The organism is Actinophytocola sp. (genome assembly GCF_045807065.1).
Classification (GTDB): Bacteria; Actinomycetota; Actinomycetes; order Mycobacteriales; family Pseudonocardiaceae; genus Actinophytocola.
The window spans coordinates 1-24,135 of sequence record NZ_JBJMIE010000798.1 but is presented as its reverse complement, the minus strand read 5'-3'; the positions used below and the strand labels follow the sequence as shown (position 1 = coordinate 24,135).

The following is a 24,135-nucleotide window of genomic DNA, read 5'->3' as shown; positions in this document are numbered from 1 at the left end:
GTGTTCTGCCGCACCCGGGAGGCGGTCGACCAGCTCACCGAGACGCTGAACGGACGCGGCTACCGCGCCGAGGGTCTACACGGCGGACTCGACCAGCAGCAGCGTGACCGTGTGGTGGGGCGGCTGCGGGCGGGCACGCTCGACCTCGTCGTGGCCACCGACCTCGCGGCCAGAGGGCTGGACATCGAGCAGCTCACCCACGTCGTCAACTACGACGTGCCGAGCGCGCCCGAGGCCTACGTGCACCGCGTCGGCCGCGTCGGCCGGGCAGGGCGTGAGGGGGTCGCCGTCACGCTCGCCGAGCCCCGCGAACTACGGATGATCAAGACGATCGAGCAGGTGACCGGCCGGCGGATCCCGGTCGAGACGCTGCCCACCGTCGCCGACCTGCGCTCCCGCCGGCTGGAGCTGACCCGCGCGGCGCTGCGCGAGACCCTCCTCGACGGCGATCTGGAGCGGTTCCGCGCCGTGGTGGAGCCCCTCGCCGACGAGTTCGACCTGGTGGAGGTCGCGCTCGCCGCGGTCAGACTGGCGCACGAGGCGAGCGGCGCCGCGGCCGACGAGGAGGACATCCCCGAGGTCGCCCCACTGGCGCCGGACGACCGCGCCGGCCGTGAACGCCGCCGCGGCAGGACCGCCCGCGAGGGCATGACCCGGCTGTACGTGGGCACCGGACGCGCGGCAGGCGTGCGACCGCAGGACCTGGTGGGTGCCATCGCCGGCGAGTCGCGCCTCACCGGCCGCGACATCGGCGCGATCGAGATCACCGACCGCTTCTCACTCGTCGAGGTGCCGGAGTCGGCCGCGGACGAGGTGATCGCCGCACTCCGGGGCACCAGCATCAAGGGACGCCGCACGACCGTACGCAGGGAGCGCTACCAGTCCAAGCCCCGGACGAAGCGGCGCGGCTGATCGCGAGCCGGGTCCAGCTCCGGTCAGGCGGGGACCGGGGTCGGCTGGAACGCCGCGAGACGCCACCGTCCGGCCTCAGCCACCCAGACGGAGACGACCCGGCTGTTCAGCGACTTCGCGGCCCCGTGCATGCGGATCGACCCCGACATGGTGCCGCCGATGATCACCACTCCCGGCCGGCTCACCACGCTGTCGGTGGTGTGCTCCAGCGAGTGGTACACGAGGTCTCCGGTGCGGAGCCGTTCCAGGTAGGAGGTCTTCGTGTCGACCGAGGCGTTGGAATGCGTGTAGATCACCTCGTCGCTCAGGAGCTCGCCGAGCGCTCCGGTGTCGCCGTCGACCATCGCCCGGTAGCGGCGGTCCTCCAGGTCGTCGATCTGGCTCATCGACAGTGTGTCGGGCTGGCTCATCGCTCCTCCTGATCGGTGTCGCGAAGCAACCGTAGGCCGCGTACGGCGACAACCGATACACCGCGCTCCGAGCGTCGAACCCGGAGGCGGACGTGACAGTTCCGGGCGGTGGGCCTCATGAGCCCACCACCCGGAACGTGACCGCGACGCGGTCTGTCAGTCGCGCCCGCTCCACTGCTGGTTCGCAGCCGCGGTGCAGGCGTACAGCTGGATCTTGGTGCCGTTGGCCGTGCCGGCGCCGGTCGCGTCGAGACACTGCCGCGCCGTCGGCGGCGGCGGTGTCGAGCCGCCGCCCGGGGGCACGTACGGGCACCTGCTCCTGTACCGCGAGACGCCGGACGAGTCGGCCAGCGACGGGCACAGGAACTGGGTGTACCGGGTGTCCTGGTCGAGGAAGATCTTCAGCCACGGGATCGTCAGCCGGGTCACGGTCGCGTTCGCCCGGGTCGGGAACAGGTGGTCGGCCCCGGCGATCTCCACGAACGCGCTCTGCGTCGCGGCCGGCATGGTCGCGTACAGACCGTCCAGGTAGGACGGGGTGACCACGGTGTCGTTCTGCCCGGAGACGATCATCGTCGGCACCTGGTCGGTGGCCAGGTTCTGCGACGGCGAGAAGGGCGCGAGCGGCACGGCGGCCTTCAGCGACGGTCGCCGCTCCGCCGCGCTGATCGCACCGCCACCACCCATGGAATGCCCGATCACGCCCAGCCGGGTCGCGTCGACGCGGTCACGCACCGGGCTCTGCTGCGTGAGGTAGTCCAGCGCGGCCAGCAGCTGCGTGCCCCGGGCGGTGTCGTAGTCGGTGAGGCTGTTGGTCTCCACCCCGATCACGACGAACCCGAACGAGGCCAGCCACGGCCCCATCCAGGCCTCCTCGTTGGCGAACTTGGCCGTGTAACCCGGCACGATCGCCACCGCGCCCCAGGTGCCCAGGCTGGTGTCCGTCGGGTAGTAGATCATCCCGCCGTTGAACCCGTTGCCGGGCGGCACGCTGACCGACGCGGTCGCGAACGTCCCCCGGCTGGCCGCCACGCTCTGCACGGTCGGGTCCGGGCCCCGCTGGTACGGGTTGTCGGCGGCCGACGCCGGCTGGGTCGCGACCATCCCCGCCGCCAGCCCCACCGCGACCACGGCGGCCCTGACGCCTCGCCACATGCCGGTCACCTCCTCGTCACCACGGGTACCGGTGCGCGTCCCGCGCCACGGTCACCGCGCATTGCCGCCGCCGTCGGTCTCGAGGCCGGTCCACTGCTGGTTCGCGGCGGCGGTGCAGGCGTAGAGCTGGATCTTGGTGCCGTTGGCCGTGCCGGCGCCGATGGCGTCGAGACACAGCCCCGACTGGACACCGGTGATCGTGCCGTTGGCGTTGACGTTCCACTGCTGGTTGGCGTCACCGTCGCAGTCCCAGATGACCACCGCGGTGCCGTTGGCCGTGCCTCGACCGCTGGCGCCGAGGCACTTGCTGCCGTACACGGTCAGCTGCTTGCTCGACGTGTAGGTCCACTGCTGGTTGGACTGGCCGTGGCAGTCCCACAGCTGCACCTGCGTGCCGTTGGTCGTGCTGGCGCCGGGCACGTCCAGGCACCTGTTCGCCCCCGCCGACCGCAGCTCGCCGCTGCCGGCCGGCGGCTCGCCGGGATCGCCACCGCCGGGGGCGGCGGTGTTGAGGGCGTCCAGGACCGTGTTGTAGGCGGCCTTCTTGTTGCCGTTGCCGTCGAACAGCAGCGGGTTCTCCCCGGTCCGCCACGAGTCGCTGTCCCGGATGCCCCACACGGTCATGCCGGTGCAGCGCGAGACGGCCAGGCAGGCGCGGGTGACGTTGCCGTAGACGGCGGCCTGGTTCGAACCGGAGATGTCCAGCTCGGTGATCTGCACGTCGACGCCGAGGGCGGCGAAGCGCTGGAGGTTGGCCTGGTAGTCACTCGGCGCCGAGTTGGTCAGGTGGGACTGGAAGCCGACGCAGTCGATCGGCACGCCGCGGTTCTTGAAGTCGGCCACCATGTTGTAGACGCCGGTGCTCTTGGCGTTGATGCCGTCGGTGTTGTAGTCGTTGTAGCAGAGCTTGGCGTTCGGGTCGGCGTTGCGGGCGGCGCGGAACGCGGCTTCGATCCAGTCGTTGCCGGTGCGTTGCAGGTTGGAGTCCCGGCGGCCGCCGCTGTTGCCGTCGGCGAACGCCTCGTTGACCACGTCCCAGGCGTAGATCTGGCCCTTGTAGTGCGTCGCGACCTGGGTGACGTGGTTGATCATCGCCGACCGCAGGTCACTGCCGGAAAGGCCCTGCGCCCATCCCGGCTGCTGCTGGTGCCAGAGCAGGGCGTGCCCCCGCATCCGCGCTCCCTGACCGCGGGCCTGGCTGACGATCCGGTCGCCGTTGGCGAAGTTGAAGGAGTTGCGGGACGGCTCGGTCGCGTCCCACTTCATCTCGTTCTCCGGCGTGATGGCGTTGAACTCACGCCGCAGGATCGTGGTGTAGGTGCTGTCACCGAGCTTGCCGGCCGCGACCGCGGTGCCGAAGTAGCGGTTGGACTGTGCCGCCGCGGCACCCAGTGTCGATGCCGCCGCGTGCGCGGTGCCGGCGAACACCGACACGAACCCCGTGACCAACAACCCCACAGCGAGACAGACCACCGCCGCCAACCGAATTCTCGAAGCAGTTTGACCCATCGCAGATTCCTTCCGACATCGTTGTCCACAAGGATCGACAAACGCAGGCGGCGTGCCTCACGCCATCAAGCGGCCACGTAGCGGCGCTGCACCGAATGTAGACAGACCGTCGACATTAAGTCAATATCTCCGACTGTCTCGATGTGAGCGCTAACTAATGATCACACGATCCACGCGATCTCCCGAAAAGACGAGATGACCTCTTCTACCTGCGGTGACTTCAGCTCCAGTCCACGCATGGCCACGACAGCGAGGGCGGGCGTCACCATCCATGAGAGCGCGACCAAAGGACGAGAGCACCGCCAGAATGAACGCCAACCAGGCGGGATCGCCGAAACTTTCGAATTAGGTCCCAGCGACGAAACACCATTCCGAAACTTTCACCACCGCGGCCTGAAAATGCATTTCGGCGAAGTGGACCGGCGATGCCGGGAGCCGAGAAGCAGACCCCAGGACGCCGGTCGGCGCCCGCCTGATCCGCGGCGCTGCTGGCCCCGCTGCGCCGATCGGCGGGAGCCGGTAACCAGTCACGAGCCGCTGGCGGTCCACGACGAAGGGCTGGTCCCGCTCGGCCCACGCCCCTCGCCCGAGCCGCCAGCGCCGGGTGCCGATCCTGATCCAGTCGGAACCGGTCGACAGGGGCCGTGAACAGGGGCCTGCCCGGGGATGACAGTCGCCGTGGGGCGGCGGCGCGGTGGGCCTGCTCGCGGTGCTCGCCGCCAAGCGGCTCCACGAGCCGATCAGGCGTTCATCCTGTGGCGGTGTGCTGCCGATGTCCGGCGGAACCGGGGCTCTGGTCGTCCCGGCGACGGACCCCGCACACCGCCGCGACGGGTCACATCGTGGACTGGAACGCGTATGTCCCGGAGCGGACCGTGTAGACGGCACAACAGTCCTGAGTACCGGTGAACGTCGCCCCGCCGTGGGTACGGACGGAGGCCGGTTCGGCCGCCGGTACGTGGATCTGGGCGGTCGCGCCGACCGGGATCCGCACGGTGAGGTCGAACGTGTGCCCGGACCGCCGCCAGCTGGAGCTCACCCGTCCGAGCGGCGTGGTTTGGTCGGCCGAGGCGGTGGTCAGGTCACCGACCGGATAGGGCTTCACGCGGATGGTCCGGAACGCGGGCCCGGTCGGTTGGATTCCGGCGAGGTGGGTGAAGAACCAGTCGTCGATCGTGCCCATGAACGCGTGGTCGTGGGACCGGGCGGTGTCGCACTCCCACGCCTCCCACATGGTGGTCGCGCCGCACTGTTCGAACCAGTGCCCCCAGCCGGGGTAGGTCGGGTTGGTGGCGATCTGGTAGGCGAGGTCGCCGTAACCGGCCTCGGTCAGAACGGGCAGGATCCACTGGGAACCGTTGGCTCCGGTCGCGAGGTGGTTGCCCTTGGCGGCCACGTCGGCGACCAGGTTCGCCACGATCGCCCGCCGGTCCCTCGCGGGTGCGAGCCCGAAGGCCAGGCCCAGCAGGTTCGCGGTCTGCGAGTAGCCGCCGGGTTCGGGGGCCGTGCCGGGCGGGTCGCGGAAGACGTGCCGGGCGGGGTCGTAGAACCTCGAGGTGACGGCCGTCCGGACGGCGTCCGCCAGCTGCTGGTAGTGGCGGGCTCCGGCCGCCTCACCGAGCAGTGTGGCCAGCCTGGCCAGTTCGGCCGCCGACTCGTGGACGAACATGCTGCCGATGAGTTGGCTGGACGGGGCGACCGAGTTCGTGGGCACCGACCAGTCGCCGAAGGTGAAGCCCTGGTAGAGGTAGCCGGTCGTGCTGATCTCCGACTCCACCTTGTTCAGCCACGCCGCCATCGTGCCGTAGTCACGGCGGACCGACCAGAGGTCGCCGTAGTAGGTGTACAGGTAGGTGTGCATCAGGATGTCGGCGCTCTCCCACACCGGTTCGGTCACGTGCCAGTCCGCGCAGACCGGGAACGGGGCGGTGGTGCAGGTGGCCGGGCTGGGCACGATCAGCGGGAGGCTGCCGTCGGGGTACTGGTCGTCGGTGAAGTCCCGCATCCACTTCTCGGTATAGGCCTGCATGTCGAAGTTGCTCATCGCGGCGATCGCGATGAGCCGGTTGTCCGCGGTCCAGCCACCCTTCTCGTAGACAGGGGTGTCCGTGCCGAACGAGTACTGGTTGTTCAGGATGGTCCGGCGCATCGCGTCGTGCATGGTGTCGAACAGCGCGCTGGAACTGTGGAAGTCGCCCGTGCTCGCCAGCGCGGTGTGCACCGCCACGCCTCGGGCGGAGAGGATCCTGGGCGGCGCGGCGGCGGCCGACACCTGCACGTACCGGTAGCCCTTCCACCCCCAGCTCGGCTCGTAGGTCTCCGGGCCGCCGCCCCTGAGGGTGTAGACGTCGGTCTGGCCGTTCTCGTCTTCGGCTGTCCCGTCGGGGTTGAGCCGCTCCGCGTAGCGGATGCGCACCGATGTGCCGGACGCGCCGAGCATGGTGATCCGCGCCCAGCCCGAGGTGGTGGTGCCGAAGTCGTAGACCGTCACGCCGCTGCGGGGCTCGGTGGCCGCCACCGGTCTCGTGGTCGCGGTCCGCCGGACGGGTGGGATCGACTGCGCCCGGAGCACACCGGTCGGCGCCGGGACGGTCACGGCCGGGGTCCACCCGTTCGCGGCGTATCCGGGCGATGTCCACCCGGGTCGGACGAGGCGGGCGTCATAGGTCTCGGACTGGACGTCGTCGGCGGTCGTCGGCCCGTCGGCGGTGACCCAACCGGTGTCGCTGACCACCTGGGCGGAGCTGCCGTCGGCGTAGCGCACGGTGAGCTGGAACTTGAGCTCGGGTCGGGCGGGCTGCCAGGGCACCGCCTCGGGAACGCTGAAATGGTCCGCGTTGCCGGCGTACCAGCCGTTGCCCAGGCCCACCCCCACCGCGTTGCGGCCGGCCCGCACGTCCGCCGTGACGTCGTAGGTCACGTAGTCCACGGTCCGGTCGTAGTTGGTGAACGCCGGATCGAGCACGTGATCGCCGATGCGGTGGCCGTTGACGTACAGCTGGTGGAAGCCCAGCCCGGACACGTACGCGCGGGCGCTGGTGATCCCGCCGTGCAGCGGGAACTCCTTGCGCAGCAGCGGGTTCGGCGTCGTCTCACCGGCTGCCGCACGCCGGCCGATCCAGGCGCCCTGGAACGCCGCCGGATCGAGGAAGGCCGTCTCGAACCAGGCCGACCGGCTCCACGGCGAGGCGTGCCCGCGGTTGTCCCACACCCGCACCGTCCAGCGGTACCGGGTGCGCGACCGCAGCGGTGGGCCGGCGTAGCCGACGTCGTAGGACCGTGCGGAGTCCACCTTGCCGGACTCCCACACCGTGCCCGATCCGCGGGCAGCGGTCGAGACCGCGACCTCGTAGGCCGTCTGGGCCGCGCCGTTGACGTTCGAGCTGTCGAGCCACGACAGTCGCGGTGTCGCGGTGTCGATGCCGAGCGGGTCGGTGAGGTGCTCGGCGGTCAGCGCCACGGCGCGAAGCAGCCCCCCGTCGGGGTCGGTCGCCCCTGCGGCACCGGTCTGCGGCAGCAGCGCCACCGCCAGCGCGGTCGCCGCCGCCAGCCGCCACGCCCGTGGCCCGACCCTGCCCTGGCGGGTGGTCGTCATGGTGTCTCCTCGCGACGAGGCGGTCGGGGAGCGGCCGGAGTCAGGACAGCGTCACGCGTTCACGCAGTGGCAGGTCCGCCGACGAGGTGCCGACCGCGATCGTGTAGGCGCCGGGCAGGACCGTCCACCCGGTGCCGGAGTTCAGCCAGACGGCCAGCGACTCGCGTGGCACGTCGAGGGACACCGTCGTGCTCTGCCGCGGTTGGAGGGTCACCTTGGCGAAGGCCTTGAGCTGGTGGGACGGTTCCCGCGCTGCCTCGGGTGCGGTGAGGTAGAGCTGCACGACCTCGGCGCCGGCGCGACGACCGGTGTTGGTGACGCTCACCTGCGCGCGGAGACCGTCCCGCGTGCGGGACACGCGGAGCCGCTCCAGCCGGAAACTCGTGTACGACAGGCCGTGCCCGAACGGGAACAGGGGCTTCTCCCCCGACTGCTGGTACCAGCGGTACCCGACCGCCAGGCCCTCGTCGTAGTAGACCTGGACCCCGTCGCCGGGGAACTCGACGCTGGTCCTGGCCGGGCCCTGGCGGTCGGTGGCGGGGAACGTCTCGGGCAGTCGGCCGCCCGGCTCGGCGTCGCCGAAGAGCATCGCGGCCAGCGCGTTGCCCTGTTCCTGGCCGCCGTACCAGTTGGCGAGCACGGCCCGCACGCGGTCCAGCCACGGCATGAGCACCGCACCCGAGGTGTTCAGCACGACCACGGTGCGGGGGTTGGCCCGGGCGACCGCGGTGATCAGCTCGTCCTGGTCGGCCGGCAGCGCCAGCGTCGAGCGGTCCATCCCCTCGCTGGTGACGTCGGCGACGACCACCACCGCGACGGCCGCGGACCGGGCGGCCGCGGCGGCCTCCTGGTGCAGCCGCTCGTACCCCGCCTGGTAGCCCAGCACCAGCGAGGTGCGCGGCGGGCGCCTGCCGGGCACCGGCGCGGCCGAGCTGTAGGTCACCTCGATGTCGTGGTCACCCGCGGTCAGCGTGACCAGCGCGTTCTGGACGTTCTCGCGGTTCGGCGGGTAGGTCAGCACGGTCTGCCCGTCGATGGTCACCGTCGTGAGGCCGCCGGCGGCGAGGCTGAACCGGTAGCCGCCGGTCTCGGCGAGGCGCAACGTCCCGGTGTAGCGGGCGGACCAGCCGTCGGTCTCGTTCTCGACCGTCGCCGGTGTGGTGGTGACGTTCAGGTCCGGCACGGTCTCGGTGCCCAGGGGATCACCGGTGAGGTCGGTGGCGGCGTAGTAGGTGACGGTCAGCCCGGCGCCGAACACCGACGCCGGGACCGTCGGCAACGCCCCGATGCCGAGCGTGCCGCGGGCGTAGGTCACCGGGATCGACCCGGCCCTGGCCCGGATCCCGGCCAGGGGCGTGACGACGGCGCCGTTGGGGTTGACGCTGCCGGAGCCGCCGCCGTGGGTCTGCGCGCCCGCGTCGGCGGCGTCACCGATCACCGCGATGCTCGACGGGCGGCCGAACGGCAGGGTGCCGTCGTTCCTGAGCAGCACGCTGCCCTCGACGCCGACGCGGCGGGCGAGGTCGAGGTGCGCGGGAGTGGAGACCACCTCGTCGACCACCGTGGCCGGGTCCGGGAGGGGGTGGTCGAACAACCCGATCCGGATCATCGGCGTCAGGACCTGCGTCACCATCGTGTCGAGCAGCGCCTCGCTCACGTCACCGCGCCGTACCGCCGCCCCGAGCGCGTCCCCGAGGTAGGTGCCGCCGGGCATCTCGGTGTCCGAGCCCGCCTTGGCGGTCTGCACGGTGCTGTGGGTGCCGCCCCAGTCGGACATGACCATGCCGTCGAAGCCCCACGTGTCCCGCAGGACGTCCTGCACGTTCACCCGGTTCTCGTGTGCCCACGTGCCGTTGACCTTGTTGTAGGAGGTCATCACCGCACCCGCGCGCCCCTGCTGGGTCGCGGCGCGGAAGCCGGGGTAGTAGATCTCCTGCAGGGCGCGCGGCGAGACCACGACGTCGATGGAGTTGCGCAGGATCTCCTGGTTGTTGGCCACGAAGTGCTTCACGGTCGAGATCACGTGGTTGGCCTGGATGCCGCGGATCGTGGCCGCGGCGAGCCGCCCGTTGAGGTGGGGGTCCTCGGTGTAGGTCTCGAACGACCGGCCCCAGTGCGGCACGCGGAGGATGTTGATGCACGGGGCGAGGGCGACGTTGTGGCCCTTGGCCGCCTGCTCGGCGCCGTAGGCGGTGCCGTACGCCGCGGCCGTGTCCGGGTTCCAGGTGGCCGCCAGCGCCTTCGAGTCGGGCCACTGGGTGACGCCGGTGGAGCCGTTGCCCACTCCGCCTGGTCCGTCCGCCATGCGCAGCGCGGGAATGCCCAGCCGGGTGTTGGCGGGGATGTGGCCGGTGAAGCCCCGCGTCGCCGGAATGCCGTGGCAGTAGGCGATCTTCTCGTCGAGGGTCATCCCGGCCACGAGCTGCCGGGCCCGGTCGACGGCGTCCCTCGACGCCGCCGAGGTGGGGGGCGTGACGGCCACCGGCCCGGTCAGCGTCCCGGCCGGCGCGGCGTCGGCCGGGACGGACGGCGTGACGACCGTGACGCCGACGGCGGCCGCGCCGGCCCCGGACCACTTCAGCAACGAGCGGCGAGTGAGGTCCATGCGGTGACTCCTTTGTCGTGGGGACACTCGGATCCCCGCACTCATGGGTTCACGTGGTGGTGATCTGGTAGTCGCCACCCGGCACGGTGAGCACGACGTGGCCGTCGCCGCCGGTCGCGTGGTAGGCGAATCCGTTGCCGTGGCGCCACACCGTCCGGCCGTTGACCGTGATCCGCGCGTCGCCGCGCACCGGAACGACGATGGTGCCGTTCGTGCCCCTCGGTGTTCGCGCGGTGAGGGTGAACGTGCCCGCCCGCCGCCGCGCGGTCCAGCCGACGTGGATGGCCCCGTAGGCCGTCGGCACGGTGCCCGCGCTCCACGCGAGGTCGCCGGGGTGCGGTTCGATGCGCCAGCTCCGGTAGCCGGCGTCGACCGGGGTGACGCCGAGCACCTGCTCGGTGAGCTGCACCGTCGGCGAGGCGGCCCAGCCGTGGGCGAGGCTCGCGGTCGCACGGTTCACTGTCCCGGCGCTGTTCTTGAACTCCCAGAAGGCACCCGTGAACAGCGGGTTGTTCGCGTCGACCATCGGGCCCCAGGTGCGGCGCATCAGATCCAGCGCACCCGAGGTGTCGCCGACGCTGAAGCGGCCCGCGGTCTCCATCCCGTTGCCGAACGGTTCGATCGTGTGCCCGGTCGGGTCCTGCAGGCCGGGCCCCATGATCGCGCCGTGCGGGGTCCACAGTGTCCTCAGCGCGGCCAGCACGCTCGCCTCGTGCCCGCGTGGCACGAACCCGTACCGCAGGGCCAGCGCGTTCGCGTCGCCCACGAGCAGGTCGGGGTTGGTGCTGCTCTGCCCGTACGCACCGAGGCGGGGGTTCCACAGCGTCGTCATCACCGCGGTCCTGATGGCGTCGGCCTTGGCGTCGTCCGCCGCGGCGGCGGTCGCGGACCCCGCGGAACGCTCCAGCCACGCCATCTCCCGCAGCAGGACGTAGTAGTCGATGCTGTACTTGGTCACCTCCCCGGTCTGGGCGGCCTGCCAGTAGTCGCGGTCGTTGGAGACCACGAGGTTGTCGGCGTTCAGGAAGGTGTCGTTGTAGGCCAGCTCTCGCCGCAGCGCCGGGAGCACGCGGGTGAGGTAGGCCTTGTCGCCGGTGTAGCGGTAGTAGTCGACGAACGCCCGCGCGCCGTAGCCGGAGTAGTTGTTCGAGTAGTAGAGCGGGGCGCCCTGGGGTGAGGTGCGCTTGGCGAAGTCGGGCGAGCCGGGAAGGGCGCCGTCGGCCCGCTGCTGGGCGAGCAGCACGTCCAGCGACGAGCGCAGGTACTGGGCGCCGACGGTGCCGAGGGTGCTGACCGCGGTCGGGCCCTGGACGAGCAGGTCACCGGTCCAGATGCTGCGGTCACGCTTGGCGCCGTCGTAGACGCGGGCGTCCGGCAGGCCGTTCAACCCGGGCGCCTTCAGGTTCAGCTGCAGCGTGTAGGCCCCCGCGTACCACATCCGGTTCAGCTGGTCGTCGCTGGAGAGGAACCAGCCGCGGTAGTCGGCCGGGGTGGCGCGGAACGCCTGGAAGTCCACGCCCAGCGAGGACAGCGAGACGCTTCCCGGCGACGACACGGTGACCAGGACGAACCGGAACCCGCCGTGGAAGCCGGCGGTGAGCCGTCCCGGCGCCGTGGGTCGCAGGGTGGCGGGTCCGCCGACCCCGGCGAGGCCGGGTGCCTCGTCGGAGCTCGGCGCCCCGGGCGAGGTGGACACCGCGGTGCCGGCGGGGAGGTCACGGGTGAGCGGGGAGCGCAGGTCCACCGTCCTGGCGGCGGTGTCGAAACCGGTGATGGTGCCCGTGACCGGGCCCGCGGCGGCGGCGAAGGTGATCGTGTTGCCCACTTCGAGACCGGCGGTCGAGGCCAGCGGCACGCGGGTGACGCCGGCCGGAGCCGGCGCGGTGACGGTCGTGGCCGCGGGAGTCCTGACGTACTGGCGCGCCTCGGTGGTGACGAGCGTGATCGTCGGACCGCCGCTGACCTCGCGGACGTCGAGGAAGGGCACGCCCCCGACGTCCTTGCCGAAGTCCAGCAGGACCGACGCCGGGGTGTCCCCCGCCGTGGTGGTCAGCGTCGTGTCCGGCCCGTGTCCCGACACCAGCGACCGCGCGTGGCGCACCTTTCCCCGGCCTTCGGCGGCGATCGCGCGGACGGTCGCCGAGGCTGGGCCCTCGACGTAGGGCTGCCAGCGCGTGGCGGCCGCGGGGAGCGCGGCGCCCGGCAGGGGTGCCGCGCTCGCCTGCGGGACCGTCCCCATGATCAACACGGCCGTGCCGGCGAGCACACCGACGGCCGTCATCCGGCGCACCGACCGCCGACCGCTAGTAAATCGTTTCAATGCGACCTACCCCTCTTCGTCGAGTCGAGGTCCGCTGGAGTTCCAGGCGATGGGCGAGGACGCCGCCGCAGGGGCCTGGACACGGAAAAAGCTAAGGGATTGTCGGCGGGAAAGGCAAGCTCTCGGCTGAAACCGGACGTCGGAGCGCCGCCCGCGTCGCCGGCCACCGCCGACGGGACACCTGGGAGGAGTCGGCCGCTGTCCCACGTACTAAAACGATTGACCTACTTGGCCCACTGGTCGGACGAGGGCTTGAGCGGGCCGGGCCTGTTCGCTACCTTTCACTTTTGATACGTTTCAAAACGTGGCCCGGGTCAACGGCGACTGGGAGGTCCAGATGGGTCCGAGCGAGCAGGTCGGGGTCGTCCCGGCCGAGGACGGCGGCATCGTCACCCGTGAGCACTGGAAGTGGTCGGTCCTCGCCGGCATGGCGTCCTACCTCGACGCCGGTTCGATCGTCGCGCTGGGCTCCGGCCTCGCGTTGTTCCAGACCTACCTCGGGCTGAGCGACGGTGCGGTCGGGGCGCTCGCCGCCATCGGCCCGAACGCGCTCGGGTGCGCGCTCGGCGCGTTCCTCGGCGGCCGGCTCGGCGACAAACTCGGTCGCAAGCGGATCTACAAGTACGACCTGCTCGTCTACGCGGCCGGCATCCTGCTGATCATGCTGGCGGTCAACGCGCCCATGCTGTTCGTCGGGACGTTCGTCGTCGGAGTCGCGGTCGGCGCCGACGTGCCCACCTCGCTCGCACTGGTCGGCGAGTTCTCGCCCGCGAAGGCACGCGGCAAGCTGGTGGGCTTCACCCAGATCGCGTGGAACGCCGGGCCGGTGGTCGTCCTGCTGCTCGCCCTCGCGCTGTCCTCCCTGGACCTGCTCGGCATCCGCATCGTGTTCGCCATGCTGTTCGTGGTCGCGATCGTCACCTGGGCGCTGCGCCGCGGGCTCGCGGAGTCGGCCCGCTGGCAGACCGCCGCCGCGGCGGCCACCGTGCACAAGGTCCGCGCGCTGTTCCGCGGCGGCAACCTCCGGGCACTGCTGTGGACCGCGACGATCTACCTGTTCTGGAACCTCGCCGCCGGCACCAGCGGCATCTTCACGCCCTACATCATCAGGACGCTCCACGCCGGCGGCCAGGCCGCGAGCGTCGCGCTGTCCTGCGCGGGCTTCGTGATCGGCATCCTCGCCACGCTGCCGTTCCTGCGCCTGGTCGACCGCAGCCACCGGACCCGCCGGGTGATGTGGGCGGCCGGCGCGGTGATGCAGGTGCTCGCCTACGGCGCCTACCTCGTCTTTCCGTTCACGATCCCGGTGATCATCGCGAACATCCTGCTCTTCGGCGTGGGTGCCGCGTTCGCCGGCGAGGCCATGTACAAGATCTTCAGCCAGGAACTGTTCCCCACCATGCTCCGTGGGACCGCGCAGGGCTTCACCTTCGGCGCGGCGCGGACGATCCTGGGGGTCTGGAGCTTCTTCGTGCCCGTGCTCGCCAACGCCGGCATCGGGCCGGTCGCCGCGCTGCTCACCGTCTCCCTGCTCGTCAGCGGGGTCGTCGGCTTCCTCTTCATGCCCGACACCGCCGGCAAGTCGCTCGAACAGATCGAGACCGAACGGGCGGCCGCGTGAGCCGGCCACGGAACTTCCAGGAGGACCCTTGCTGACCGTCGGCCCGGTTCGCTTCGAGCACCTCGACCACCCACTCGGGCTGGGCGTGCCACGACCGCGGCTGTCGTGGCAGGTGCGCACGGACGACCCGGACTGGGCGCAGACGGCCTACGAGCTGGCGCGCGACGGCGAGGTGGTCCGCGTCGAGTCGACCGAGCAGGTGCTCGTGCCGTGGCCGTTCGCACCGCTGACCGCGCGGGAACGGGCGACGGTCCGGGTACGCGTCGCCTCGGGCGGGATGTGGTCGCCGTGGAGCGAACCGTCCACAGTGGAGGCTGGACTGCTGTCCGCCGCGGACTGGTCGGCCCGGTTCATCGCTCCCGCCACCATCGACGGACCCGCACCGGTCCTGTCGCGCACGATGACGCCGCGGCAGCCGGCGGTGTCGGCCCGGCTGTACGTCACCGCGCACGGTGTGTACCAGGCCACGCTGAACGGGCGGCGCGTCGGTGACCTGGTGCTCGCGCCCGGCTGGACCTCCTACGCACACCGGCTGCGCTACCAGACCTACGACGTCACGGACCTGCTGACCGACGGCGAGAACGTCCTCGAGGTGACCCTGGGCAACGGCTGGTACCGGGGGCGGCTGGGCTGGACCGGCAGGCGGGGGCACTACGGCCGGCGGCTCGCGCTGCTGGCGCAGCTGGAGGTCACCTACGCCGACGGCACCCGCGAGGTCGTCGGCACCGACGAGACGTGGACGGCGCGGACCGGCGCGATCCAGTCCGACGACCTCTACGACGGCCAGCACACCGACCACACCGCGGCGGTCGTCACCGACACCGTGGAGCTGGTCGACGGCGACCTGGGCAGGCTGTGCGCGCCGGACGGACCACCCGTGCGGATCACCGAGGTGCTCCCGCCGGTGCGCACGTGGCGGTCCCCGTCCGGCAGGACCCTCGTCGACTTCGGGCAGAACCTCGTCGGCTGGGTACGGCTGACCGTGCGGGGACCGGCGGAGATCACGGTGCGCCACGCGGAGGTGCTCGAACACGGCGAGCTCGGCGTGCGCCCGCTGCGTTCGGCCAAGGCCACCGACACCTACGTGCTGCCCGCCGGCACGCACACCGTCCAACCGTGCTTCACCTTCCACGGCTTCCGCTACGCCGAGATCACCGGCGCCGCCGACTGCGCGGCCGAAGCCGTGGTCGTCGGCAGCGATCTTCGCCGCACCGGCTGGTTCGACTGCTCCGAGGCAGACCTCAACCAGTTCCACCGCAACGTCGTGTGGAGCATGCGCGGCAACTTCCTCGACGTACCAACGGACTGCCCGCAGCGCGACGAACGGCTCGGCTGGACCGGCGACATCCAGGTCTTCAGCCCCACCGCCGCCTTCCTGTTCGACACCGCGGGTTTCCTCACGTCCTGGCTGGCCGATCTCGCCGCCGACCAGCACGCCGACGGCGCGGTCCCGTTCGTGGTCCCCGACGTGCTCCAGGACGCCGAGCCGACCGCCGCCGCCTGGGGCGACGCCGCGGTCGTCGTGCCCTGGGTGCTGTACCAGCGCTACGGCGACGCCGGCATCCTCGAGCGGCGGTACGACACCATGCGCGGCTGGGTGGACAAGATCTCGTCCCTGACCACGGACGGCGTGTGGGCGGGCGGCTTCCAGTTCGGCGACTGGCTCGATCCCACCGCGCCACCGGACGACCCGTTCGCCGCCGCGACCGACCCGGACGTCGTCGCCACCGCCCACCTGGCGCGCTCGGCCGAGATCGTCGCCGACGCGGCCCGCGTCCTCGGCCGGGACGCGACGCACTACGCCGAGCTGGCCGCCACGACGCGGGAGGCGTTCGCCCGGCACTACGTCACCGGGGCCGGCCGCGTGCTCTCCGACGCGCCGACCGCGTACGCGCTGGCGCTGGCATGGGCGCTGCTGCCCGACGGCGAGCAGCGGCGGCTGGCTGGTGAGCGCCTCGCCGACCTGGTGCGCACGAGCGGGTTGCGCATCGCCACCGGCTTCGTGGGCACCCCGCTGATCAGCGACGCCCTGTGCTTCGCCGGGCATTCCGACCTCGCCGGCCGACTCCTGCTGCAGAGAAGCTGTCCGTCCTGGCTCTACCCAGTCACGATGGGCGCCACGACGATCTGGGAACGCTGGGACAGCATGCTGCCCGACGGCAGCATCAACCCGGGCGAGATGACCTCCTTCAACCACTACGCCCTCGGTGCCGTCGCCGACTGGATGCACCGGTCCCTGGCCGGCCTCGCCCCGGCCGCGCCCGGCTACCGACACATCGTCGTCAAGCCCGTGCCCTCCCCCGCGCTCAACCACGCCGCCGCCCGGCACCACACGCCCTACGGCGAGGCGTCGGTCGCCTGGCGACGCGAACACGGGCGGTTCACCCTGGACGTCACCATCCCGGTCGGCACCCGCGCGACCGTGCACCTGCCGGGCGCCGACCCGGTCGAGATCGGGCACGGCGCCCACCGGTGGGACGTCGAGGACCCGACGGCCGGTGCCCCGCGTCCAGTCAGGACGGTGCGTGACCTCATCGACGATCCCCACCGCTGGGCCCGGGCGGTCGCGCTGTTCGTCGAACACGGTCTCGCCCACGACGACGCGGAGGTCGCGGCCCGCTCGGCGCCGTTCCTCGACGCGCCCGCCACCGACCTCGCGAAGCACCTGACCCGCACCGACTTCGGCGGCACCGACCCGGAGGTGACGCGCGGACTCGCTGATCTGCTCGCCTGACCGGGCACCGCCCCCGCCCCGACTACGATGAGGAGGACGACCAGCGGGGCCAGACCGAGGAGGACAGGCTGAACAAGGTGACCATCCGTGAGGTCGCCGACCTGGCGGGCGTGTCCCCGGCGTCCGTGTCGAACTTCTTCCACAAGCCCCGCAAGCTGTCGGAGGCCACGCGGCAGCGCATCCAGCAGGCCGTCGACGCGCTCGGGTTCGTGCCCAACGACGTGGCGCGCACACTGCGCACGGGCGTGAGTCCCGTGATCGGCTACATCGCCTTCGAGCTCGCGAGCGCCACCACGCCCGAGATCGCCGTCGCCATCGAGAGACGAGTGGCCGCGCGGGGCATGTACCTGTTGATGGCCAACGACACCGGCTCGCACGACCGCGAGCGCAGCTACCTGCGGCTGTTCGCCAAGCAGCAGGTCAGCGGGATCATCATCGCGCCCGTCGGGGACGTGGAAGCCGAGCTCGCCCAGCTGCGCGGCCACGGCATCGCGAGCGTCCTGTCCGCCCGCCGCGCCGAGTCCCCCGACCAGGCGTCGGTGTCCATCGACCACGTCGAAGGCGGCCGCCTTGCCATGCGGCACCTCCTCCACCAGGGCCGCAGGCGCATCGGGTTCGTCACGTCCCCGCTCGAGCTGCGCCAGGTCGCCGACCGCCTCGACGGAGCGCTGTCCGCGGTCAGGTCGGTCCCGGGCGCGACGCTGGAGATCATTCCGGTGACCGAGCGCTCGGTCGAGGCCGGCATCGCCTGCGCGGGTCAGCTCGCCGACCGGCCTCCTGCCCAGCGCCCCGACGCCCTGTTCTGCGTCAACGACCTGCTGGCCATCGGCGTCATCCAGGCGTTGGTGGCCCGCCACCAGGTCCGCGTCCCCGACGACATCGCCGTCATCGGCTACGACGACATCGAGTTCGCGCAGTCCACGATCGTGCCGTTGAGCACCGTCCGGACCCCACACGCCGAACTGGGCACCGCCGTCGCGGACCTGCTCTTCGCGGAGATCGCGCTGGGCGACGCGGCCGCGACCGGCGAGCACGACGGACGCGCCCGGCAGATCGAGTTCTCGCCCGAACTCGTCGTGCGCGCCTCCACCGCCGGGCACTGACAGGGCGGCGGACAGGCGCCGAGGTCGAGTGCGGCATGGTGTCGGCCGGTCGACGTCCGCGCTCACCTCGGTCGCCACGCACCGAGACAACGGCATCCGGTCAACGAAGCCTGCCGCCGCGGCCTCTGGGGTCCACATAGGACATCAGATCGCCGCCTCCGGCCTGTCACTGCCGGTGACAACCCGGTTGGCGCGACATCAGTTGGTCCCAGCGGTGGTGCGCCAGGTCGACTGGTTCTCCGCAGCCGCTTCTGCCTAACGGCGGTAGGCAGAAGCGGAGACATTCACTACCGTGCATAGGTGTTAACTCCTTGTGTTCCCACCAACACGCGTGGTCATACGCGCATCACTTCGCTCAGCTGAATGTTTCGTCCCCTGCATGTTTCCGGCCCACCTCCAGGGCTGGGAAAGGAGCATTCGTTGAAACGCACACCCAGACTCGCCATCGCCGTCGGCACCGCCTGCGCGGCCGTCATGGCCCTGACCAGCACCGCCACCGCCGCTCCCCCACCCACCGTCAGCGCGCAGGCGCTCGCCGCGCAGTCGGCGGCCGCGTTCGTGTCGGCGACCCCGGCGGCGGTGCACGCCAGCGCGGACGAGCAGTTCGTCCAGCTGAGCGTGATCAGCTCGGAAGGCCTGCAGTACGTGCCGTATGAGCGCACGTACCAGAAACTCCCCGTGGTCGGTGGCGACTTCGTGGTGGTCACCGACAGCAAGGGCACTGTGCTCGACCTCTCGGTGGCCCAGGAGCAGGCGACCGGCGAGCTCGCCACCACCCCGAAACTCACCGCGGGCCAGGCCACCGGCATCGCGCGCCGACAGCTCACCGCGGTCGCCTCGACCACCCGCCCAGTGCTGTCGGTATATGCGCTCGGCGACACGCCGCGGTTGGCCTGGGACGTCCGGGTGACCGGCACCGCGGGCACGAAGTACTCGAGCCAGTCGGTGTACGTCGACGCGCTGAGCGGAGCGGTACTCGAGACCGTCGAGCACGTCATGAACGGCACCGGCACGTCCGCCTACAACGGCCCCAACCCGATCACGGTCGCCACCACCCAGTCGGGCAGCACGTTCCTGCTGCGCGACCCGGCGCACACGACCGTGCAGGCCCAGAACGCGACCGGCAACGCCACGTTCTCCGGCACGGATGACGTGTGGGGCAACGGAAACGCCACCGCCCGCGAGACCGGTGGTCTCGACGCGCTGTTCGCCGCGGAGACCGAGGAGCGGATGCTCTCCCAGTGGCTGGGGCGCAACGGCTTCAACGGCAACGGTGGCGGCTGGCCGATCCGCATCGGCCTGAACGACCTCAACGCCTTCTACGACGGCACCCAGGTCCAAATAGGACACAACCAGCAGAACCAGTGGATCAGCTCGATCGACGTCGTCGCGCACGAACTGGGCCACGGCATCGACGACAACACCCCGGGCGCCATCTCCCGGCGCGGCACCCAGGAGTTCGTGGCCGACGTGTTCGGCGCGACCACCGAGGGCTTCGCCAACGAGCCGGCGCAGTTCGACCCGCCGGACTTCCTGGTGGGTGAGGAGGTCAACCTCGTCGGCAGCGGCCCGATCCGCAACATGTTCAACCCGAGCGCGCTGGGCGACCCGAACTGCTTCTCCAACTCGGTGCCCAACGGTGAGGTGCACGCCGCCGCCGGGCCGGGCAACCACTGGTACTACCTGCTGGTCAACGGCAGCAACCCCACCAACGGCCAGCCGACCAGCCCCACCTGCAACGGCTCGACCGTCACGGGTGTCGGCCTGCAGACCGCGATCCGGATCTTCTACAACGCCATGTTGATGAAGACCACCGCGTCCGGCTACCCCCGGTACCGGGTGTGGACCCTGCAGGCGGCCAAGAACCTGACCCCGGGAAACTGCGCCGACTTCAACGCGGTCCGCGCGGCGTGGAACGCGGTCAGCGTGCCGGCCCAGTCCGGCGAACCCACCTGCCCGTGACCAACTGACGACGGCGGCCACCGCGGGGCGGTGGCCGCCGTCACCGTTCCACAGGACTGGACATCGGCGCGGTTACCGCCGCGCCGTTGTCCAGTTCTGCCTGTTCGGAGGAAAGCAGCCAACACCACCCGCGCCCCAGGCGTGCGCGGCCGGGCTCATGCCGTCACACTTACCTCTTGAAGGTTCGGAAACAATCTGGCAACCTGCATGAAGCGGCGATGTTCACCGTTCCTTCCAATGCCCTATTGATGCGGGCGCGTTCTGCGGGCTTGGATGTTAACGCTAACACTGGCGCTGTTTCGGTCACCGCTTTCGCTTCGGCAAGGAGCCGCGATGAGATCCAACGCGAGTCTGAGCAGGATCGCCGACGACGTGGCAGGCGTGTCGGACCGGTCGCCGTCCTCGCGATCACCCTCGTGGTATGTGCTGGTCAAGGCGGCTGCGGCCAAGCTGTAGAGGTCACGAGCCCCTCGACTCCAGACGGAGCGGCCGTCGTCCAGCACGGCGACCGGAACGCGTCCAACCAGCATTGGCGACTCGTCCGCATCGGGTAGGCGGCACGAGCGCACCACCTCACCCCAATCGGCGCAACGCACCCTGCCGATCAGATCCCGCGCTCCGTCGCGACCAATTCGGGAGCGCTCCCTATTACGCATGACGGGCCTCGTGCGGCCCTGGCACTGTAAGGAGAACCACCATGAGTTCGATGGGCCAAGCCCCACCGACCGTGCCACCCCGGGCGGCACCCCACCGCGGGGATCGCGTCCGGCGCAGAGGTGGGGCCCGCGCGCTGATCACCCTGCTCGCGACCGTGCTCGCGGCTACCGGGGCGGTCGCGCTCGACACCGGTGCGGCGTCGGCGGCGACCGTCGACACGAGTGCGTGGTATGTGCTGGTCAACCGCAACAGCGGCAAGGCGATGGACGTTTCCGGCACGTCCACCGCCGACGGAGCGGTGGTCCAGCAGTGGTCTCGCCATGACGGCGCGAACCAGCAGTGGCAGTTCGTGGACTCCGGCGACGGCTACTACCGGCTGAAGTCGAAGAACTCCGGCAAGATCCTCGACGTCGACAGCCGGTCAACCGCCGACGGTGCGAAAGTCCAGCAGTGGACGGACCTCAACGGAACCAACCAGCAGTTCCGTCTCGCCGACTCCGACGGCGGCTACGTCAGGCTGATCAACCGCAACAGCGGCAAAGCCGTAGAGGTGACAGGCGCGTCTACCGCGGACGGCGCGGCCGTCGTCCAGTACGCCGACTCGAACGGGGCCAACCAGCAGTGGCAACTCGTCCGCCTGGCGGACACCCCTCCCGGCACGTGCTCTCTTCCGTCAACGTACCGCTGGTCATCGACGGGATCGCTGGCGAACCCGAAGCAGGGCTGGGTCTCGCTCAAGGACTTCACCCACGTCGTCTACAACGGCAAGCACCTGGTCTACGCGACGACGCACGACACGGGGTCGAACTGGGGCTCGATGAACTTCAGCACCTTCACGAACTGGTCCGACATGGCCTCGGCCAGCCAGAACGGGATGAGCTCCGGCACCGTCGCACCCACGCTGTTCTACTTCGCCCCGAGGAACATCTGGGTGCTCGCCTACCAGTGGGGTCCGACCGCTTTCAGCTACAAGACCTCGAGCGACCCCACCAACCCGAACGGATGGTCGTCGGCGCAGACGCTGTTCACCGGAAGCATCTCCGGCTCCGGCACGGGCCCCATCGACCAGACACTCATCGGTGACGGCACGAACATGTACCTGTTCTTCGCCGGTGACAACGGCAAGATCTACCGTGCCAGCATGCCCATCGGGAACTTCCCGGGCAGCTTCGGCTCGTCGTACACGCAGATCATGAGCGACTCCACGAACAACCTGTTCGAAGCCGTCGAGGTCTACAAGGTCCAGGGCCAGAACCAGTACCTCATGATCGTCGAGGCGATCGGGAGCAACGGGCGCTACTTCCGCTCGTTCACGTCCAGCAGCCTGAGCGGTTCGTGGACACCCCAGGCCGCCACCGAAAGCAACCCCTTCGCCGGCAAGGCCAACAGCGGCGCCACCTGGACCAACGACATCAGCCACGGCGACCTGATCCGCAGCAACCCCGACCAGACCATGACCATCGACCCCTGCAACCTGCAGTTCCTCTACCAGGGACGCAGCCCCAGCTCCGGCGGCGACTACGGCCTGCTGCCCTACCGACCGGGCCTGCTGACGCTGCAACGCTGATCGCCTGACGCAGATCCACCCCAGCCGGCCGGCGCCCCCACCCCTCACCGGGTGAGGGCGCCGGACCCGCAGGAACACACCCTCGAGGACGGCCCTCACCGGCGCGGCGGCGGTCAGCTGACGGTCAGCCCCACTCCGATGGCGCGGAGTGCTGTCCGGCGTCGGCTTCGGCCTCGGAAGGACCAGCAGCCGGCGCCGGACATAGATCACTCTCGGTGACCAGCCCAGCCCGGCAAGTGATGTTCGGACAGCGAGCGCCATTCCGGCGCGGACCGCCGCTGCTGACCGCGCCGCACCCGTGACTGACCAGCGCGACCGAACTTCGGTGGTCGTTCGGCGCATGTGCTGACTGTGTGTCGCTCCCGAGCCTAAAACCCGTGCGGGCTCCACGTCGGTCAGGCACGATCTCTGGAAGTACGACCGAACAAGCGCACGGGATCTTCTCTGGGGGAACAGCATGACTTTGCTTGATTCGTCGTGGTCGGGAAAGCCGCACGGCACCGACTCCGGCGTACTGATCAGCTCGGACGGCGTCCGTTCGTCCGTTGTGGAGGACATCGGTGTTGGGCGGGGGCCGGGTTGGTTGGACGACTGGCTGGCGGCCAACGCGGCCAATGTCGTGGCCTGGTACCGCCACATTCACACCTATCCTGAGCTGCCCCGCCAGGAGTTCGACACCACCGAGCTGGTCGCGGGGCTGCTCAGGTCGGTCGGGCTGCGTCCGACATTGATGGCGGAGGGCACCGGGCTGTTCTGTGACATCGGCTCCGGGGACCGGACGGTGGCTCTGCGTGCGGACCTGGACGCGCTGGCGCTCACCGAGACGACCGGCCTGCCCTACTCGTCGGCCGTGGCCGGCGCCTGTCACGCCTGCGGTCACGATGCGCACACGGCGATGCTGGTCGCCGCGGGGATGGCGCTGGCGTCGGCACCACAGTTGCCCGGGCGGGTTCGGCTGATCTTCCAGCCGGCCGAGGAGGTCATGCCGGGCGGTGCGCTCGACGTGATCGCGGCCGGCGGGATCGACGGCGTCGATGCGATCTTCGGCCTGCACTGCGATCCCCGCCTGGAGGTCGGCCGGGTCGGCACCCGGGTCGGCGCCATCACCTCCGCCACCGATCGTCTCGAGCTCACGTTGACCTCTCCGGGCGGGCACACGTCCCGCCCGCACCTGACCGCCGACCTGGTGCACGCGCTCGGCAACGTGATTACCGGCCTGCCCGCGCTGCTGTCCCGGCGAGTCGACCCCCGGTCGGGCACGGTGCTGATGTGGGGCGCTGTGCACGCCGGTGAGGCGGCGAACGCGGTGCCCCAGGACGGTGTGCTGCGTGGCACCTTGCGCACCGGGGACCATGAGGTCTGGGAGGAGTTGGAGCCGCTGGTGGCCACGCTCGTCGAGTCGCTGCTCGCGCCCATCGGCGTCGGTTTCGAGCTACACCACCAGCGTGGGATGCCCCCGGTGATGAACGACGCCGGTTGCACCCAGCTCATGCGCGCCGGCATCGAGGCCGCCCTCGGCGGGAACGCGTCAACCGGCACCAAGCAGTCGTCCGGTGGCGAGGACTTCGGCTGGTACCTCGAGCAGATCCCCGGTTCGTTCGCCCGGCTCGGGGTGTGGGACGGCGACGGCCCCCAGTTCGACCTTCACCGCCCCACCTTCCGCCTCGACGAACGCGCCCTTTTCGTCGGCGTTCGGGTCCTCACTCACACCGCACTCGCCGCACTCGCCAGCGGGAGTTGACCGGTACGGCCGTCATCGGCCGTACCGGAACGCGCCAATTGGGCGCTGGTGTGGTTAAGCGGCGGGCTTCGGCCCGCCGCAGAACCCCGGCGTTTCGGTCCGCGGGAAATGGTGAATCGCAACCCAAGACAGTTTCGAGGCCGGCGCCGGAATAGCCAACACTCCCGGATTGCATTGGAGTCGCACGACCACCGGCGAGCACGGCCGCGCCTCGACCTGAGCGAATCCGAACCGGCCAGAACGC

At 70.7% G+C, this 24,135-nt stretch carries 14 protein-coding genes; 8 read left to right on the top strand and 6 right to left on the bottom strand.

Going from position 1 to position 24,135, the window contains the following annotated elements; translation table 11 throughout:
- Window positions 1-912 (top strand): helicase-related protein (locus tag ACJ73U_RS46230; RefSeq protein ID WP_407784165.1); only part of this gene is annotated, 912 nt, incomplete at its 5' end.
- 23 nt (window positions 913-935) lie between these two features.
- Here ACJ73U_RS46230 and ACJ73U_RS46225 read toward each other — a convergent pair.
- The 6 genes from ACJ73U_RS46225 to ACJ73U_RS46200 form a co-directional block, all read right to left on the bottom strand.
- Complete coding sequence (locus tag ACJ73U_RS46225) at window positions 936-1,322, bottom strand: nuclear transport factor 2 family protein (protein WP_407784164.1); 387 nt, start codon at window positions 1,320-1,322, stop codon at window positions 936-938.
- A gap of 156 nt (window positions 1,323-1,478) precedes the next feature.
- On the bottom strand, window positions 1,479-2,477 hold the full coding sequence (locus ACJ73U_RS46220; protein WP_407784163.1) for a dienelactone hydrolase family protein: 999 nt from the start codon (window positions 2,475-2,477) through the stop codon (window positions 1,479-1,481).
- Window positions 2,478-2,528: 51 nt separating this feature from the next.
- Window positions 2,529-3,986, bottom strand: coding sequence for an endo-1,4-beta-xylanase (locus tag ACJ73U_RS46215; RefSeq protein WP_407784162.1), 1,458 nt, complete (start codon window positions 3,984-3,986; stop codon window positions 2,529-2,531).
- Window positions 3,987-4,821: 835 nt separating this feature from the next.
- Entirely contained in the window at window positions 4,822-7,581 is a 2,760-nt protein-coding gene (locus ACJ73U_RS46210) for a family 78 glycoside hydrolase catalytic domain (RefSeq protein WP_407784161.1), read from the bottom strand.
- Between the two features lie 40 nt (window positions 7,582-7,621).
- Complete coding sequence (locus tag ACJ73U_RS46205; protein WP_407784160.1) at window positions 7,622-10,186, bottom strand: glycoside hydrolase family 3 C-terminal domain-containing protein; 2,565 nt, start codon at window positions 10,184-10,186, stop codon at window positions 7,622-7,624.
- Between the two features lie 49 nt (window positions 10,187-10,235).
- Window positions 10,236-12,467: an alpha-L-rhamnosidase C-terminal domain-containing protein gene (locus ACJ73U_RS46200; RefSeq protein ID WP_407784159.1), complete on the bottom strand. Its 2,232-nt coding sequence runs from the start codon at window positions 12,465-12,467 to the stop codon at window positions 10,236-10,238.
- 343 nt (window positions 12,468-12,810) lie between these two features.
- Here ACJ73U_RS46200 and ACJ73U_RS46195 point away from each other — a divergent pair, with 343 nt between their 5' ends.
- The 7 genes from ACJ73U_RS46195 to ACJ73U_RS46165 all read left to right on the top strand — a co-directional run bounded on the left by ACJ73U_RS46195 (window position 12,811) and on the right by ACJ73U_RS46165 (window position 23,891).
- Window positions 12,811-14,127, top strand: a complete 1,317-nt coding sequence (locus tag ACJ73U_RS46195; protein ID WP_407784158.1) for an MFS transporter — start codon at window positions 12,811-12,813, stop codon at window positions 14,125-14,127.
- Between the two features lie 28 nt (window positions 14,128-14,155).
- The gene (locus ACJ73U_RS46190; RefSeq protein WP_407784157.1) at window positions 14,156-16,861 is read left to right on the top strand and encodes a family 78 glycoside hydrolase catalytic domain; all 2,706 of its coding nucleotides are present in this window, start codon (window positions 14,156-14,158) and stop codon (window positions 16,859-16,861) included.
- Between the two features lie 77 nt (window positions 16,862-16,938).
- Entirely contained in the window at window positions 16,939-17,964 is a 1,026-nt protein-coding gene (locus ACJ73U_RS46185) for a LacI family DNA-binding transcriptional regulator (protein WP_407784156.1), read from the top strand.
- 420 nt (window positions 17,965-18,384) lie between these two features.
- Window positions 18,385-19,926, top strand: coding sequence for a M4 family metallopeptidase (locus tag ACJ73U_RS46180; protein ID WP_407784155.1), 1,542 nt, complete (start codon window positions 18,385-18,387; stop codon window positions 19,924-19,926).
- Between the two features lie 333 nt (window positions 19,927-20,259).
- Window positions 20,260-20,382 (top strand): hypothetical protein, encoded by a 123-nt coding sequence (locus tag ACJ73U_RS46175; RefSeq protein WP_407784154.1) that lies wholly within the window; start codon window positions 20,260-20,262, stop codon window positions 20,380-20,382.
- Window positions 20,383-20,623: 241 nt separating this feature from the next.
- Complete coding sequence (locus tag ACJ73U_RS46170; protein WP_407784153.1) at window positions 20,624-22,150, top strand: non-reducing end alpha-L-arabinofuranosidase family hydrolase; 1,527 nt, start codon at window positions 20,624-20,626, stop codon at window positions 22,148-22,150.
- 457 nt (window positions 22,151-22,607) lie between these two features.
- On the top strand, window positions 22,608-23,891 hold the full coding sequence (locus tag ACJ73U_RS46165) for an amidohydrolase (protein ID WP_407784152.1): 1,284 nt from the start codon (window positions 22,608-22,610) through the stop codon (window positions 23,889-23,891).
- Window positions 23,892-24,135: the final 244 nt, after the last annotated feature.